Genomic DNA, 15,358 nt, shown 5'->3' with positions numbered 1-15,358 from the left:
TTCGAAGAGTGGTGGAGCCAGCCGGGATCGAACCGGCGACCTCTACAATGCCATTGTAGCGCTCTCCCAGCTGAGCTATGGCCCCACGTGCTGGAAAGACGAAAATTCTAGCTGGCGTTCAGCGATGTCGTCAAGCGTTCATCGCTAAATTTTTTGCCGCCCCGCCAGGCCCTGCGTTGAGGGGTGTTCCCGGCGGCCGAATCTCGACCGGGCGCAATGTTGCCATGCCATGACCACGTTCGGCTAGATACTCGAGCCACTTTCCTAAAAAAGTGTTCATGCGCATGCGGTGGCCGATCAGTTCCGCCGGCGGCGGATACATGCCGATCACGTCTTGCCAGCGCCGGCCGACATAGCAATGCGTGGCTTCGAGCTGGTGGGCGTCGTTGTACAGGCGCAGCCAGGCCGAGGGGTCGGGCTCGCCGGTGAGCGGGTCCAGCAGCGCGTAGGTCATACGCAGCTCGGTGGTGTAGCGATGCTGTTCGATCACGTCCAATTGCAGGTCCAGGCCGTCCCCTATCGAGGACAGGTAGGTACCGGCGGCCAGATCGGCAGGCGCGAACAGGCGCGTGAGGCGGCGGTGGTTCTCCGCGTAGAGGCCCATCAACCAACCGAAACGGGTCAGTCGCGGGATGCGTGCGGTGCGGGCGACGAGCGATGTCATGCGGCCGATCCTACACGCGCAAACCGCTTCGCGGCAGCGTTGACGATGCTGCGTTAGAGGCCTAAGTTAAGGGTTCCTGCCGCACCATGGGCAGCGCACCGAAACCGCTTTCGCAGCGCCGGCTGCCTGGCCTGCCCCATCGGGCCTCGACGATCCGGCCTTCAGAACATCTCGCGGTTCAGCCCCAACGTCGTCAGCACCTTGCTCGAGATTTCCTCGATCGAGGTATGGGTCGTGCTCAGGGTCGGGATGCGCTCGGCGCGGAACATGGTTTCGGCCGCGGCGACTTCGCGCTTGCAGGTGTCGAACTGGGCGTAGCGCGAGTTGGGGCGGCGTTCCTGGCGAATCTGCTGCAGCCGCACCGGGTCGATGGTCAGGCCGAACAGCTTGCTGCGGTAAGGGCGCAGGCGCGGCGGCAAACGGTCGTGTTCGAGGTCTTCCTCGGTCAGCGGATAGTTCGCCGCGCGGACGCCGTAGTGCAACGCCAGGTAAACGCAGGTCGGCGTTTTGCCGGCGCGCGACACCGCAACCAGGATCAGATCGGCTTCGGCGTAATCGATGCTCTGGCCGTCGTCGTGGGTCAGGGCGAAATTCATCGCGTTGATGCGGCGGTGGTAGGTGTCGAAATCGGCGATGCCGTGGGCCTGGCCGATGCGGCGCTGACGGGTCTCCTCCAGCTCGCGCTCCAGGGGCTCGATGAAGGGCGCGAACACGTCCAGCATCAGCGCCCCGCTCTCGGCCAGGGCCGCGCCTACGTCGCTGTCCATGCAGGAATTGATGACGATCGGGCGCACCCCGTGGGCCAGGGCGGCCTCGCGGATCCTGGCCCCGACTTCGCGCGCGCGCTCGACGCTGCCCACGAACGGGATGCGGTCGGTGACGAAGCGGGTCTCGGTGAATTGGGTCAGCAGGCTATGGCCTATGGTCTCGGCGGTGATGCCGGTGCCGTCCGAAACGTAGAAAACCGGCCGTGTTCCTGCCATCGCCCACTCCTCCAAAACCGCGTTCCAATACGAAAAAGCCCGTCGGATCAAGCTTGTATGCACCCGACGCAGCGGCGATCATAGCCGCTTGGCCGCGTCCGGACGCGGCCTTCCCCCCTCGGAGACTGTGTGCCTTGAACGAGAACATCCTCTGGCTGCACGCGCTGCGCCTCAACGATCTGGCCCGCGTAGGCGGCAAGAACTCCTCGCTCGGCGAGATGATCGGCAACCTGGCCAACCTCGGGGTCTCGGTCCCGGGCGGCTACGCCACCACGGCCGAGGCGTTCAAGGACTTCATCGCCCATAACGACCTGCACCAGCGCATTTTCGACCGCCTGGCCACGCTGGACGTGGAGGACGTGCCGGCCCTGACCGCGGCCGGCGGCGAGATCCGCGGCTGGGTCATCGATGCGCCGCTGCAGCCGGCCCTGGACCAGGACATCCGTACCGCCTACCGCCAGCTCTGCGCCGAGAACGGCGGCGGCGACGTCGCGGTCGCAGTGCGCTCCTCGGCCACCGCCGAGGACCTGCCCGATGCTTCCTTCGCCGGCCAGCAGGAGACTTTCCTGAACGTGACCGGCGAAGACGACGTGGTCCACAAGGTCAAGGAGGTCTTCGCCAGCCTCTACAACGACCGCGCCATCGCCTACCGCGTCCACCACGGCTTCAAGCACGAGGACGTGTTCCTGTCCGCCGGCGTGCAGCTGATGGTGCGCTCCAACGTCGGTTCCTCCGGCGTGCTGTTCACCTTGGACACCGAGTCCGGCTTCCGCGACGTGGTCTTCATCACCTCCAGCTACGGCCTGGGCGAGATGGTGGTCCAGGGCGCGGTCAATCCGGACGAGTTCTACGTCTACAAGCCCACCCTGCAGCAGGGCAAGCCGGCGATCCTGCGCCGCTCGATCGGCGCCAAGCAGCTGCGCATGGTCTATTCCGACCAGCCCGGCGAGCGCGTGCGCACCGAGGGCACCCCGGCCGAGCTGCGCAGCCGCTTCTCGATCGACGACGCCGACGTGCACGAGCTGGCCAAGCAGGCGCTGGTGATCGAACAGCATTACGGCCGCCCGATGGACATCGAGTGGGCCAAGGACGGTGTCAGCGGCAAGCTGTTCATCGTCCAGGCGCGCCCGGAAACGGTGAAGTCGCGCGCCAAGGCGACCCAGATCGAGCGCTACCAGCTCGGCGCCCGCGGCCCGGTGGTCGCCGAGGGCCGCGCCATCGGCCAGAAGATCGGCAGCGGCGTGGCGCGCGTAGTGCGCAGCCTGGACGACATGGCCCGCGTGCAGCCCGGCGACGTGCTGGTCGCCGACATGACCGATCCCGACTGGGAGCCGGTGATGAAGCGTTCGGCCGCGATCGTGACCAATCGCGGCGGCCGCACCTGCCACGCGGCGATCATCGCCCGCGAGCTGGGCGTGCCGGCCGTGGTCGGTACCGGTAACGCGCTGGAGACGATCCAGGACGGCGAGACCATCACGGTCAGCTGCGCCGAGGGCGACACCGGCTTCATCTACGACGGCGCCCTGCCCTTCGAGCGCCACGTCGCCGATCTGGACAAGATGCCGCCAGCGCCGCTGAAGGTGATGATGAACGTCGCCAACCCGGAGCGCGCGTTCGATTTCGCCATGCTGCCCAACGCCGGCGTCGGCCTGGCGCGCCTGGAAATGATCATCGCCAGCCACATCGGCATCCATCCCAAGGCGCTGCTGGAATACGCCCAGCAGGACGCGGCGACCAAGGCCAAGATCGACGAAAAGATCGCCGGCTACGGCGACGACCCGGTGCAGTTCTACGTCGACCGCCTGGCCGAGGGCATCGCCACGATCACCGCCTCGTTCGCGCCGCATCCGGTGATCGTGCGCCTGTCGGACTTCAAGTCCAACGAATACGCCAACCTGATCGGCGGCTCGCGCTACGAGCCGCACGAAGAGAATCCGATGATCGGCTTCCGCGGCGCCAGCCGTTACGTCGATCCGAGCTTCGCCGACGCCTTCGCCCTGGAATGCCAGGCGGTGCTGAAGGTGCGCGAGCAGATGGGCCTGACCAACTGCTGGGTCATGATCCCGTTCGTGCGCACGCTCGACGAGGGCCGGCGCGTGGTCGAGGTGCTGGAGCAGAACGGCCTGCGCAAGGGCGAGAACGGCTTGCAGATCATCATGATGTGCGAAGTGCCGTCGAACGCGCTGCTGGCCGACGAGTTCCTGGAGATCTTCGACGGCTTCTCGATCGGCTCCAACGACCTGACCCAGCTGACCCTGGGCCTGGATCGCGATTCGGCGATCGTCGCCAAGCTGTTCGACGAGCGCGATCCGGCGGTGAAGAAGCTGCTGGCGATGGCGATCTCGGCCGCTCGCGCCAAGGGCAAGTACGTCGGCATCTGCGGCCAGGGGCCCAGCGATCACCCGGATCTGGCGGTGTGGCTGATGGAACAGGGCATCGAGTCGGTGTCGCTGAACCCCGATACCGTGGTCGATACCTGGCTGCGCCTGGCGAAGGCCAAGGCGGGCTGAGCCGGTGACGGCGAAAGTCCCGCCGCCGCAGGTCGAGGTCCCGGTCTCGCTGGCCGAGCTCAAGGGCATCGATTGGATGGGCATGGCCCAGACCGCCGGGCTCAAGCTGCTCGGCGCGCTGCTGGTCCTGCTGATCGGGATCTGGATCGCCAAGCGCCTGTCCAACGCGCTCGACCGGGCCATGGCGCGCGGTCACATGGAAGCCACCCTGCGCGGCTTCCTGCGCAACATCGCCTACGCCGGCATGGTCGTGGTGGTCGCCACCTCGGCCCTGTTCACCCTGGGGGTATCGCCGGCGTCGGTGCTGGCGGTGCTCGGCGCGGCGGGCCTGGCGATCGGCCTGGCGCTGAAGGATTCGCTGTCCAACATCGCCTCGGGCGTCATGCTGATCATGCAGCGCCCGTTCCGGGTCGGCGATTACGTGCAGGCCGCGGGCGTCGAGGGCACGGTCGACCAGATCCGGGTGTTCCAGACCCGGCTGCGCACCATCGACAACCGCACCGTGGTGCTGCCCAACAGCCTGATCACCACCGCGCCGATCGTCAATTTCACCGCCAATCCGCGCCGCCGCATCGACATCGCGGTCGGCGTGGGCTACGGCGACGACCTGCAGGCCGCGCGCGAAACCCTGCTGGGCGCGGCCGCCGCGCATCCCAAGGTGTTGAAGGAACCCGCGCCCGAGGTGCTGATCAGCGGCCTGGGCGAAAGCAGCGTCAATCTGGAGTTGCGGGTCTGGGCCAAGACCGGCGACGTGCTGCACACGCGCAGCGACCTCAACGAGGCGGTGCGCAACGACATCATCGGCCGCGGCCTGAGCATCCCCTACCCGCAGCGCGACCTGCACGTGTACCACCACGATGCCGATGGGCGTCCGCTGTCGGACGTGCTGGTGAACTCGGTCGCCGACGATGGCGATGTGGTGCGGCCGGTCAAGCCGAAAGCTTGAGAGCGGGCGCGGGCTGCGTAGCCGATCGCAGCGGCGCGGTCGCGGCTTACGCCGCTCCTACCCCAAAGCTCGGAATGAGCGGCATCACAAACCGACACGCCGCTCCCACACAAGGCGCGTGGCCCCGACCTGTGCTCAAGACGGCTGCGGGTTTTAGGGTAGGAGCGGCGTAAGCCGCGACCCACGCAACCGGCCGAAGATTCGCAATCGCGGCTGACGTCGCCCCCACACAAGGCGCGTGGCCTCGGCCTGTGCTCAAGACGGCTGCGGGTTTTGGGGTAGGAGCGGCGTAAGCCGCGACCCACGCAACCGGCCGAAGATTCGCAATCGCGGCTCACGCCGCTCCCACAGAAGGCGCGTGGCCTCGGCCTGTACTCAAGACTGCCGCGGGCTTTGGGGTAGGAGCGGCGTAAGCCGCGACCTGCGCAGGCGGCCGAGGGGCGTGGTCGCGGCTTACGCCGCTCCTACCCCAAGGCGGGACGCTGAGTCGCCTTAGCCCAGCCCGCCCAACTTGCCCATCGCCGCGCGGTAATGGCGCAGTTCGGCGATCGAGTCGTGCACGTCGCTGAGCGCGGTGTGCTTGGCGTCCTTGCCGACGCCGGCCAGCACGTCCGGGGCCCAGCGGCGCGCCAGTTCCTTGACCGTGCTGACGTCGAGGTTGCGGTAGTGGAAGTACTTCTCCAGGCGCGGCATCTGGCGGTGCAGGAAGCGGCGGTCCTGGCAGATCGAATTGCCGCACATCGGCGAGGTATTCGGCGCCAGCCACTGCGCCAGGAACACCAGGGTGCGTTCCTCGGCTTCTTCCAGGCTCACGCCCTGTTCGAGCGAGCGCTGCCACAGCCCGGACTTGCCGTGCTGGTTGCGGTTCCACTCGTCCATGGCCTGCAGCCGTTCCAGCGGCTGGCGGATCGCGAGTTCCGGCCCTTCGGCCAGCACCTGCAGCTGGGCGTCGGTGACGACCGTGGCGATTTCGAGGATGGCGTCGTTGTCGGTGTCGAGCCCGGTCATTTCCAGGTCGATCCAGATCAATCGGTGGTCGTTGCCGTGCTTCGCAGTCATAGGCCCCTGTCTCGTCCTCGCCGTGGTGCGTCCGTTCGGGGCATCATAGCCCACCTCCCCTCCCGCTCCCCCGGCCGATGTCGCAGACCGCCGCTTACGCCCACTACGCGATCCTGACCGCGATGCTGGCGCCCGCGTTCTTCCTGACCGCGACCGCGTCGCTGCTGCTGTCGGCCAACAACCGCCTGGCGCGGGTGATCGACCGCGCACGCGTGCTGCTGAAGGAGCTGGCCGAGACCGAGGACGAGGAAGAGCGGCGCATGCTCGAAGCCCATATCGCGCGCCAGAAGCGGCGCAGCAAGATCATCCTGCGCGGCAGCCAGCTGCTGTACACCGCCATCAGCTTCTTCGTCGGCACCAGCCTGACCGTCGCCGGCGATGCCTACCTGGGCTACCGCCTGGCGTCGCTGCCGACCATTCTGGCGGTGTGCGGGGTGCTGGCGATGTTCGCCGCCAGCGTGCTGCTGGCGCTGGAGTCCTCGCTGGCGGTGGAGGCGGTCAACGAGGAAATGGACCATGGCCACCGCCGCGCCAACGTGCGCCGCCCGCGCGTCGGCGACTGACGGCGGACGCCTCGGGCGGCATCATAGGCGGGTCGTCCCGCCGGGACTCTGCCGCTGGAACCCGCGCCCATGAGCGATGTGCTGAACCTGACCACCAGCCACTACGCCGTGGTCTCGGCGATGATCACGCCGGCGTTCTTCCTGACCGCGACCGCATCGCTGCTGGTGTCGTCGAACAACCGCCTGGCGCGGGTCGTCGACCGCATGCGCCAGCAGCTCAAGCAGCTCGAAGACACGAGCGACGACGGCGCCCGCGCCTACCTGGAGGCGCGCATCATCCAGCACCGGCGCCGGGTCCGGCTGATCCTGACCTGTCTGCAGCTGCTGTACGCGGCAATGAGCGCATTCGTGGCCACCAGCCTGTCGATCGGCATCGACCAGTTCAGCGACTACCGCCTGCGCGGCGTGCCGACCGGCCTGGCGATGCTGGGCGTGCTGCTGGTACTGGCGGCCTCGATCAATCTCGGCCGCGAGGCGCGCATGAGCGTGACCATGCTCGACGCCGAGCTCAAGCGCGAGTTCGACCGCGACGGCCGCAAGCTGCCGGTGGAGTGAGCGAGCCGGCGCTGAGCCGGTCCGCCCCTATCCCGAACCCAAGGCAGCCCTGCCTTCTGTGGGAGCAGCGTAAGCCGCGATTTCCCTCAGGCACCGGGATTCCATCGCGACTCACGTCGCTCCCACAGAAGGCCGAAGCCCCAGCCTTGGGGTAGGAGCGGCGTAAGCCGCGATTTCCCCCCAACACCGGGATTCCATGGCGACTTACGCCGCTCCCACAGAAGGCCGAAGCCCCCTAGCCTTGGGGTAGGAGCGGCGTGAGCCGCGACCCGCGCAGGTGACCGAAGGATCGTGGTCGCGGCTTACGCCGCTCCTACCCCGAGGCCGAGCTCGAACGCCTCAGTCGGTCTTGCCGCGCTTGCGGCGGAAGTACGCAGTCAGCCGCGCCCCGGCTTCCTCGCCCAGCACCCCGCCGCGCACTTCGACGCGGTGGTTGTGGCGCGGGTCGGTGAGCAGGTCGAACACGCTGCCGGCGGCGCCGGTCTTGGGGTCGCTGGCGCCGTAGACCACCCGGGCGATGCGCGCGTGGACCATCGCCATCGCGCACATCGCGCAGGGTTCCAGGGTCACGTACAGGGTCGCGCCGATCAGGCGGTGGTTGTCGAGGCGACGGCCGGCTTCGCGCATCGCCACGATCTCGGCGTGCGCGCTGGGGTCGCGGTCGCCGATGTTGCGGTTGCCGCCCTCGCCCAGGATCTCGCCCGTGCCGGACACCAGGACCGCGCCGACCGGGATCTCGTCGTGCTCGCGTTCGGCGCGCTCGGCCAGGGCCAGGGCGTGGCGCATCCAGCGTTCGTCGATGTCGTCCTGCTCGCTCACCCGTGAGTTCCGTACCGCAAACCGCGATTATCCCCGAGCCGAGCCGGGCGCGCACGAGGGCGGCATGCACGCACATCCGGAGTCGCGCGGCCTGAATGACAGCGAGCCTCAGGCCCTCGCGCCAACGCGCTTCGTTGCGAGCGAGGGCTCGGGCATGTCCAGGATCAAACGCCCGAACTCCAACGCCGCCGGGGTCTTGCCGCCAGCGCCGCAGATCAGGGCGAAGTCCGCGTTCGGCAGCGGCGGCAGGCCGTACAGGCCGTCGACGATGCGCATGCCCGGCTCGAGGTCGTCCACCGTCAGCACGGTCACCGCCAGCCCGGCCAGCACCGCGGCGCGCAGGCCCTGGTGGCTGGGCGAAGTGAAGATCACATGCCATTCCAGGCTGCTGCGGCCCAGCGCGGCCACGCTCTCGCGCCGATACACGCAAGGCGGCGGATAGAACGCCAGCGGCAGCGAGGCGCCGGGCACCGGCTCGAAACCGTCCGCCGCGATCCAGACCAGGCGCGTGCGCCGCAGCACGGTGCCGCGCTCGTGCTTGGGTACGGAAATCACCACCGCCAGGTCCAGTTCGTCGGCGTCGATCATGCTGTGCAGATCGAAGTTCATGCCGACGCTCACGTCCATGCGCACCGCCGGATAGCCGCGCGCGAACTGGCACAGCAAGGTCGGCAGACGTTCGCCCATGTAATTCTCGGGCACGCCGAAGCGCACGATGCCCGACACCGGAGACGGCAGGAAGCGCCGGCTCAACGCGTCCAGCGATTCCAGAATCTGCTCGGCGTAGCGCAGGAAGTCCTCGCCGTCCTCGGTCAGGGTCAGGCTGCGCGTCGTGCGATGCAGCAAGGGGCGGCCGACCTGTTCTTCGAGGCGGCGGATCTGATGGCTGACGGCGGATTGGGTTAGATGCAGGCGCTGCGCCGCGCGGGTGAATCCGCCGCAGTGTTTGACGGCGACGAAGGCGCGCAACAGGGTCGGATCGAAGTCCATGATGGCCGCAATCTATGATCTTGATTAATCAATACTACAAAATTAAATCATTTCCATCATGAATGTATTGAGCCGAGAATGACCCCATCGGCTCGCTAGGCCGGTCGGCGAAGACCTCGATCCAACCCCATCGAGCGCCGCCAAGACCACGACGGCCGTTGGCCGCCAGACGCGGTACCGGCGGCCCTGCTCTCCCTGTCCCGAAGGCCTCGACGCGATACCCGCGACGCGGTCGCGTGCCCGCATCGATCACCGAGAATCCGCATGAGTTCATCCGCAACGAGCAAGAACGCGATCGCGCTGGCCGCGGTGTCGCTGTCCGCCCTGATGTTCGGCCTGGAGATTTCCAGCGTGCCGGTGATCCTGCCGACCCTGGAAACGTTGCTGCGCGGCGACTTCAACGACATGCAGTGGATCATGAACGCCTACACCATCGCCTGCACCACGGTGCTGATGGCCGCCGGCACCCTCGCCGATCGCTACGGCCGCCGGCGCATCCTACTCGTCAGCCTGGTGCTGTTCGGCCTGACGTCGTTGATTTGCGGCCTGGCCCAGAACGCGCCGGTGTTGATCGTCGCGCGCTTCCTGCAAGGGCTGAGCGCGGGCTCGATGCTGATCTGCCAGACCGCTGTGCTCTCGCATCAGTTCCGGCCCGGGCCCGAGCGCAGCAAGGCCTTCGCGATCTGGGGCATCGTGTTCGGCATCGGCCTGGGCTTCGGCCCGATCATCGGCGGCGCGATCGTGGCGCTGTCGAACTGGCAGTGGGTGTTCCTGGCGCATGCGCCGCTGAGCCTGCTGACCGTGTTGCTGGCGCTGGCCGGCATCGTCGAGTCGCGCGACATGCAGGCGCAGCGGCTGGACGTGTTGGGCATCCTCACGCTGTCCTTGTCGGTGCTGGGCCTGACCTACTACATCACCCAGGGGCCGGAGCTGGGTTATGCCAGCCCGACCGGCATCGCCATCGTCGCGGCGACGCTCGCGGCCTTCGTCGCGTTCCTGATCGTCGAACGGATCGCGCCGCATCCGATGTTCGACCTGTCGGTATTCAAGTCGCGCGAGTTCTCCGGCGCGCTGATCGGCTCGGTCGGCATGAACTTCAGCTTCTGGCCGTTCATGATCTATCTGCCGATCTACTTCCAGGGCGCCTTGGGCTACGGCGCGGTCGACACCGGGCTGGCCCTGCTCGCCTACACCCTGCCGACCCTGTTCGTGCCGCCGCTGGCCGAGCGTCTGGCGCTGCGCTATCGGCCGGGGTTGGTGATCCCCGGCGGGCTGTTCGCGATCGGCGTGGGCTTCCTGCTGATGCGTTACGGCAGCAGGGTCGAACATCCGGGCTGGCTGAGCATGCTGCCCGGCGCCTTGATCGCTGGCATCGGCCTGGGCCTGACCAATACGCCGGTGACCAACACCGCGACCGGCGCGGTGTCCAGCGACCGCGCCGGCATGGCCTCGGGCATCGACATGAGCGCGCGCCTGATCACGCTGGCGATCAACATCGCGCTGATGGGCTTCATCCTGCTGGCGGGGATCGCGTCCCACCTACGGCAGGCCCTGCCCGACGCCGTCGATGCCGCGACCTTGCGGGCCATGGCGCAGCGGATCGCAGCCGGTCATATGCCCTCGGCGGCGGGCGCTAGCGATCCGTCGTCGTCTGCGGCGATCGAGGCGGTGGGCCAAGCCGCGCTGGTGCACGGCTACGGTTGGGTGATGCTGTTCGGCGGCGTCGGCGTTTGCGTGCTCGCCGTGCTCAGCCTGTTGGTGTTTGGGCCGGTGAAGCGCGCCGACTTGGCGACGGGCTGCACTGAGGGGTGTGCGGCTGGCGCTTCAGTGGATCGCTAGCGTCGCCTGCGTCGGCGGCAGCGTGGTTGCCGTCCATGGCGCACCAGCTCGGCTTCGGAGCGTCCGGCCCGGCCATCCATGGCCGGGCGTTCGTCCAAACTGCGCGGCGGTGCCGCGCAACGCGCGTTTGTCCTCACCCATGGCCGGTCAGTAGCCCACCTGCGAGCCAGTGGCTCGCAAGCAAGGTGGGCTACTCCCACTCGATCGTCGCGGGCGGCTTGCCGCTGATGTCATAAACGACGCGAGAAACACCGCGTAAATCATTGATAATACGGTTAGAAACCGTACCAAGGAAGTCGTACGGCAGATGCGCCCAGTGCGCGGTCATGAAGTCGATGGTCTCGACCGCGCGCAGCGCGATCACCCACTCGTAGGCGCGTGCGTCGCCGACCACGCCCACCGACTTCACCGGCAGGAACACCGCGAAGGCCTGGCTGGTCTTGTCGTACAGGCCGGCCTTGCGCAATTCGTCGATGTAGATGTGGTCGGCCTTGGCCAGCAGGTCGGCGTATTCGCGCTTCACTTCGCCCAGGATGCGCACGCCCAGGCCGGGGCCGGGGAACGGATGGCGGTAGACCATTTCGCGCGGCAGGCCGAGCTCGACGCCCAGGCGCCGGACCTCGTCCTTGAACAGCTCGCGCAACGGCTCGACCAGGCCCAGCTTCATGTTCTCGGGCAGGCCGCCGACGTTGTGGTGGCTCTTGATGACGTGGGCCTTGCCGGTCTTGCTGCCGGCCGACTCGATCACGTCGGGGTAGATCGTGCCCTGTGCCAGCCACTTGGCGTTGGCGAGCTTGTGCGATTCCTCGTCGAAGATGTCGACGAACAGGTTGCCGATGATCTTGCGCTTGGCTTCCGGGTCGCTGACCCCGGCGAGCTTGTCGAAGTAGCGGTCGGCGGCGTTGACGCGCACGACCTTGACGCCCATGTGCTCGGCGAACATCGCCATCACCTGGTCGCCTTCGTTGTAGCGCAGCAGGCCGGTGTCGACGAACACGCAGGTGAGCTGGTCGCCGATCGCCTTGTGCAGCAGGGCCGCGACCACCGAGGAGTCGACGCCGCCCGACAGGCCGAGGACGACCTCATCGCTGCCGACCTGGGCGCGCACGCGCTCGATCTGGTCTTCGATGATGTGGGCCGCGGTCCACAGGGTCTGGCAGCCGCAGATGTCGACGACGAAGCGGCGCAGCAGGGTCTGGCCCTGCTTGGTGTGGGTGACTTCCGGATGGAACTGCACGCCGTACCAGCGGCGCGCGTCGTCGGCGAAGGCGGCGACCGGGATGCGGTCGGTCTTGGCGGTGACGACGAAGCCTTCCGGCGCTTTGGAGACGTGGTCGCCGTGGCTCATCCACACGTCCAGGCGCGGCGGCGAGCCCGGGTGGTCCTTGAGGCCGTCGAACAAACGGTCGTGCGCGACCAGCTGCACTTCGGCGTGGCCGAACTCGCGCTGGTCGGCCGCTTCGGTGTCGCCGCCGAGCTGCTTGGCCATGGTCTGCATGCCGTAGCAGATGCCCAGCAGCGGCAGGCCGGCGTCGAACACGGCCTGCGGGGCGCTCGGGGCGCCGGCTTCGGTGGTCGATTCGGGGCCGCCGGAAAGGATGATGCCCTTGGCGCCGAAGGCGGCGATCTCGGCCGGGTCGTGGTCCCAGGCCCAGATTTCGCAGTACACGCCGATTTCGCGGATGCGGCGGGCGATCAGCTGCGTGTACTGCGCGCCGAAGTCGAGGATCAGGATCTTGTCGCTGTGGATGTCGGTCATGGCGTTCCGTGGTCTCTAAAACGAAGAAGGGAAACCTGACGTTCCCCTTCTGCGACGACGCTTAGCTGGTGCGGTAGTTCGGCGGTTCTTTGGTGATCTGGACGTCGTGCACGTGGCTTTCGCGGGCGCCGGCGTTGGTGATGCGCACGAAGCTGGGCTTCTTGCGCATGTCTTCGATGGTGGCGCAGCCGACGTAGCCCATGGTGGCGCGCAGGCCGCCGGCGAGCTGGTGGACCACGTTGCGCAGCGGGCCGCGGTACGGCACGCGGCCTTCGATGCCTTCGGGGACCAGCTTGTCGGCGTCGGAGGCGTCCTGGAAGTAGCGGTCCTTGGAGCCGAGCTCCATCGCGCCGATGCTGCCCATGCCGCGGTAGCTCTTGTAGCTGCGGCCCTGGAACAGTTCGACCTCGCCCGGGGCTTCCTCGGTGCCGGCGAACAGGCCTCCGACCATGACCGTGGAGGCGCCGGCGACGATCGCCTTGCCGATGTCGCCCGAGTAGCGGATGCCGCCGTCGGCGATCAGCGGGATGCGGTCCTGCAGGGCTTCGGCGACCATCGCCACCGCGGTGATCTGCGGGACGCCGACGCCGGCGACGATGCGGGTGGTGCAGATCGAGCCCGGACCGACGCCGACCTTGACCGCGTCCGCGCCGTGATCCATCAGCGCCAGCGCGGCGTCGCCGGTGACGATGTTGCCGCCGATCACCTGCAACTGCGGGAAGCGGGTCTTGACCCACTTCACCCGGTCCAGCACGCCCTGCGAATGGCCGTGCGCGGTATCGACCACGATCACGTCGACGCCGGCCGAGGCCAGGGCCTCGACGCGCGCTTCGGTGTCGCCGCCGACGCCGACCGCCGCGCCCACCAGCAGCCGTTCGGCGCTGTCCTTGGCGGCGTTGGGGTTGTCGGATTTCTTCTGGATGTCCTTGACCGTGATCAGGCCGCGCAGCTCGAAGCCGTCGTTGACCACCAGCACCTTCTCGATGCGGTGCTTGTGCAGCAGTTGCAGCACTTCCTCGTCGCTGGCGCCCTCGCGCACCGTGATCAGGCGCTCGCGCTTGGTCATGATGTGGCGGACCGGGTCGTCGAGCTTGGTCTCGAAGCGCATGTCGCGGCTGGTGACGATGCCGACCAGCTGGCCGCCGTCGACCACCGGCACGCCGGAGATGTTGCGGGCCCGGGTCAGCTTGAGCACTTCCCCGATGGTGGTCGCAGGGCCGACGGTGAACGGCTCTTTGATGACGCCGGCCTCGAACTTCTTGACCTGGGCGACCTGGGCGGCCTGGGCTTCCAGGCTCATGTTCTTGTGGACGATGCTGATGCCGCCGAGCTGGGCCATCGCGATCGCGAGGCGGGCCTCGCTGACGGTGTCCATCGCCGCCGATACCAACGGCAGGCGGATGCTCAGGTCGCGGGTCAGACGGGTCGAGAGGGTGACGTCCTTAGGCAGGACGAGCGAATGCGCGGGGACGAGAGAGACATCGTCGTAGGTAAGCGCTTCAGCCTGGATGCGCAGCATGGGCGGGCCCGGGAGGATGAAGCGAGCCATTGTAACCCGAACCGCAGCCGCGGCGCTGGGGTGACGGGTGGAATTCGGCGTTCCGCGGGCGGATCGGGCACTAGGGCTGGTGCGGTTCAGGGATTCGGGCTACGACATGCGGGCTCGGCGTCGCGCTTTGGGGCAGGAGCGGCGTGAGCCGCGACCGCGCAACTCCGGCCACCTCCGCGGGTCGCGGCTCACGCCGCTCCTACCCCAAAGCGGTGAGCCGTTGCGGCCTCTCAGGCGTCCGCCGCCTCGGCCGCTTCCAGGGTGTTCTGCATCAGGGTCGCGACCGTCATCGGACCGACGCCGCCGGGGACCGGGGTGATCCAGCTGGCGCGCTGGGCGGCCGCGGCGAAGCCGACGTCGCCGACCAGGCGGCCGTCGTCGAGGCGATTGATGCCGACGTCGATCACCACCGCGCCCGGCTTGACCCACTCGCCCGGAATCAGCTGCGGGCGGCCGACCGCGACCACCAGGATGTCGGCGCCGCGCACCGAGGCTTCCAGCACCTCCGGCGGGGTGAACTTGTGGCAGCTGGTGACGGTGCAGCCGGCGATCAGCAGCTCCAGCGCCATCGGCCGGCCGACGTGGTTGCTGACCCCGACGATGGTCGCGCTCTGCCCGCGCACCGGACGGTCGGTGTAGGCCAGCAGCGTAGTGATGCCGCGCGGCGTGCACGGGCGCAGGCCGAACTGGCGCAGCGCCAGGTGGCCGACGTTCTCCGGATGGAAACCGTCGACGTCCTTGCGCGGATCGATGCGGTGGATCAGTGCGGTGCCGTCGCGGCGGTCCGGCAGCGGCAGCTGGACCAGGATGCCGTGGACCTCGGGATCGGCGTTGAGGCGGTCGACCAGGGCCAGCAGGTCGGCGTCGCCGGTGTCGGCCGGCAGGTCGTAGTCGATCGCGCGGATGCCGACCTTCTGCGCGGCGCGGCGCTTGTTGCGCACGTACACGCTGGAAGCCGGGTCGTTGCCGACCAGGACCACGGCCAGGCCGGGCCGCGACAGGCCCGCCGCCACGCGCGCGTCGACCCGGGCCTTGAGATTGTCGAGCAGGTCCTCGGCGATGCGCTTGCCGTCGAGGATGCGGGCCGGGGTCGGAGCGGACGTCATGAGGCGGGATTGGCGT

General features: G+C 68.1%; 13 protein-coding genes and 1 tRNA gene. 5 read left to right on the top strand and 9 right to left on the bottom strand.

What is annotated here, in order from left to right:
- Positions 1 to 9: 9 nt before the first annotated feature.
- The 3 genes from ASE10_RS13720 to ASE10_RS13710 form a co-directional block, all read right to left on the bottom strand.
- Positions 10 to 85 (bottom strand) — tRNA-Ala (locus tag ASE10_RS13720).
- Positions 86 to 130: 45 nt separating this feature from the next.
- The gene (locus tag ASE10_RS13715) at positions 131 to 664 is read right to left on the bottom strand and encodes a DUF1249 domain-containing protein (protein ID WP_055906832.1); all 534 of its coding nucleotides are present in this window, start codon (positions 662 to 664) and stop codon (positions 131 to 133) included.
- A gap of 161 nt (positions 665 to 825) precedes the next feature.
- Entirely contained in the window at positions 826 to 1,647 is an 822-nt protein-coding gene (locus tag ASE10_RS13710; RefSeq protein WP_055906829.1) for a pyruvate, water dikinase regulatory protein, read from the bottom strand.
- A 134-nt stretch (positions 1,648 to 1,781) separates the two neighbouring features.
- On the opposite strand from ASE10_RS13710, the gene ppsA reads away from it, so the two are divergent.
- Together ppsA and ASE10_RS13700 are read left to right on the top strand one after the other, a co-directional pair.
- Positions 1,782 to 4,157: a phosphoenolpyruvate synthase gene (gene ppsA / locus ASE10_RS13705; protein WP_055906826.1), complete on the top strand. Its 2,376-nt coding sequence runs from the start codon at positions 1,782 to 1,784 to the stop codon at positions 4,155 to 4,157.
- Positions 4,158 to 4,161: 4 nt separating this feature from the next.
- Complete coding sequence (locus ASE10_RS13700) at positions 4,162 to 5,103, top strand: mechanosensitive ion channel domain-containing protein (protein WP_055906823.1); 942 nt, start codon at positions 4,162 to 4,164, stop codon at positions 5,101 to 5,103.
- 492 nt (positions 5,104 to 5,595) lie between these two features.
- On the opposite strand, the gene orn is transcribed toward ASE10_RS13700, so the two are convergent.
- Complete coding sequence (orn, locus tag ASE10_RS13695) at positions 5,596 to 6,162, bottom strand: oligoribonuclease (RefSeq protein WP_055906820.1); 567 nt, start codon at positions 6,160 to 6,162, stop codon at positions 5,596 to 5,598.
- Positions 6,163 to 6,239: 77 nt separating this feature from the next.
- Here orn and ASE10_RS13690 point away from each other — a divergent pair, with 77 nt between their 5' ends.
- Together ASE10_RS13690 and ASE10_RS13685 are read left to right on the top strand one after the other, a co-directional pair.
- Complete coding sequence (locus ASE10_RS13690; protein WP_055906817.1) at positions 6,240 to 6,725, top strand: DUF2721 domain-containing protein; 486 nt, start codon at positions 6,240 to 6,242, stop codon at positions 6,723 to 6,725.
- Between the two features lie 69 nt (positions 6,726 to 6,794).
- Positions 6,795 to 7,280: a DUF2721 domain-containing protein gene (locus tag ASE10_RS13685; RefSeq protein ID WP_055906814.1), complete on the top strand. Its 486-nt coding sequence runs from the start codon at positions 6,795 to 6,797 to the stop codon at positions 7,278 to 7,280.
- A 339-nt stretch (positions 7,281 to 7,619) separates the two neighbouring features.
- On the opposite strand, the gene tadA is transcribed toward ASE10_RS13685, so the two are convergent.
- Both tadA and ASE10_RS13675 read right to left on the bottom strand, forming a co-directional pair.
- Positions 7,620 to 8,099 (bottom strand): tRNA adenosine(34) deaminase TadA, encoded by a 480-nt coding sequence (gene tadA, locus ASE10_RS13680; protein WP_255355490.1) that lies wholly within the window; start codon positions 8,097 to 8,099, stop codon positions 7,620 to 7,622.
- Between the two features lie 108 nt (positions 8,100 to 8,207).
- A complete protein-coding gene (locus ASE10_RS13675) occupies positions 8,208 to 9,089 on the bottom strand; it encodes a LysR family transcriptional regulator (RefSeq protein WP_055906811.1) in 882 nt (293 codons plus the stop codon).
- 264 nt (positions 9,090 to 9,353) lie between these two features.
- Between ASE10_RS13675 and ASE10_RS13670 the strand changes: the two genes are divergently transcribed.
- A complete protein-coding gene (locus ASE10_RS13670; protein ID WP_055906808.1) occupies positions 9,354 to 10,928 on the top strand; it encodes an MFS transporter in 1,575 nt (524 codons plus the stop codon).
- A gap of 190 nt (positions 10,929 to 11,118) precedes the next feature.
- Here ASE10_RS13670 and guaA read toward each other — a convergent pair whose 3' ends face one another.
- The 3 genes from guaA to folD all read right to left on the bottom strand — a co-directional run bounded on the left by guaA (position 11,119) and on the right by folD (position 15,342).
- Positions 11,119 to 12,687: a glutamine-hydrolyzing GMP synthase gene (gene guaA, locus ASE10_RS13665; protein WP_056305404.1), complete on the bottom strand. Its 1,569-nt coding sequence runs from the start codon at positions 12,685 to 12,687 to the stop codon at positions 11,119 to 11,121.
- Positions 12,688 to 12,748: 61 nt separating this feature from the next.
- Positions 12,749 to 14,206 carry an IMP dehydrogenase gene (gene guaB, locus ASE10_RS13660; protein WP_055906802.1) on the bottom strand — a complete coding sequence of 486 codons (1,458 nt, stop codon included), beginning with the start codon at positions 14,204 to 14,206 and terminating at the stop codon, positions 12,749 to 12,751.
- Between the two features lie 260 nt (positions 14,207 to 14,466).
- The gene (folD, locus tag ASE10_RS13655; protein WP_055906799.1) at positions 14,467 to 15,342 is read right to left on the bottom strand and encodes a bifunctional methylenetetrahydrofolate dehydrogenase/methenyltetrahydrofolate cyclohydrolase FolD; all 876 of its coding nucleotides are present in this window, start codon (positions 15,340 to 15,342) and stop codon (positions 14,467 to 14,469) included.
- Positions 15,343 to 15,358: the final 16 nt, after the last annotated feature.

The sequence above is a fragment of the Lysobacter sp. Root76 genome (assembly GCF_001428685.1).
Taxonomy (GTDB): Bacteria; Pseudomonadota; Gammaproteobacteria; order Xanthomonadales; family Xanthomonadaceae; genus Lysobacter.
This window is presented reverse-complemented; position numbering and strand designations above follow the sequence as displayed.

What these genes read in the sequence shown, in the direction of transcription:
- ASE10_RS13715 (WP_055906832.1), bottom strand. Translation starts at nt 664, where the DNA reads ATGACATCGCTCGTCGCCCGCACCGCACGCATCCCGCGACTGACCCGT.
- ASE10_RS13710 (WP_055906829.1), bottom strand. Translation starts at nt 1,647, where the DNA reads ATGGCAGGAACACGGCCGGTTTTCTACGTTTCGGACGGCACCGGCATC.
- orn (WP_055906820.1), bottom strand. Translation starts at nt 6,162, where the DNA reads ATGACTGCGAAGCACGGCAACGACCACCGATTGATCTGGATCGACCTG.
- ASE10_RS13690 (WP_055906817.1), top strand. Translation starts at nt 6,240, where the DNA reads ATGTCGCAGACCGCCGCTTACGCCCACTACGCGATCCTGACCGCGATG.
- ASE10_RS13685 (WP_055906814.1), top strand. Translation starts at nt 6,795, where the DNA reads ATGAGCGATGTGCTGAACCTGACCACCAGCCACTACGCCGTGGTCTCG.
- ASE10_RS13675 (WP_055906811.1), bottom strand. Translation starts at nt 9,089, where the DNA reads ATGGACTTCGATCCGACCCTGTTGCGCGCCTTCGTCGCCGTCAAACAC.
- ASE10_RS13670 (WP_055906808.1), top strand. Translation starts at nt 9,354, where the DNA reads ATGAGTTCATCCGCAACGAGCAAGAACGCGATCGCGCTGGCCGCGGTG.
- guaA (WP_056305404.1), bottom strand. Translation starts at nt 12,687, where the DNA reads ATGACCGACATCCACAGCGACAAGATCCTGATCCTCGACTTCGGCGCG.
- guaB (WP_055906802.1), bottom strand. Translation starts at nt 14,206, where the DNA reads ATGCTGCGCATCCAGGCTGAAGCGCTTACCTACGACGATGTCTCTCTC.
- folD (WP_055906799.1), bottom strand. Translation starts at nt 15,342, where the DNA reads ATGACGTCCGCTCCGACCCCGGCCCGCATCCTCGACGGCAAGCGCATC.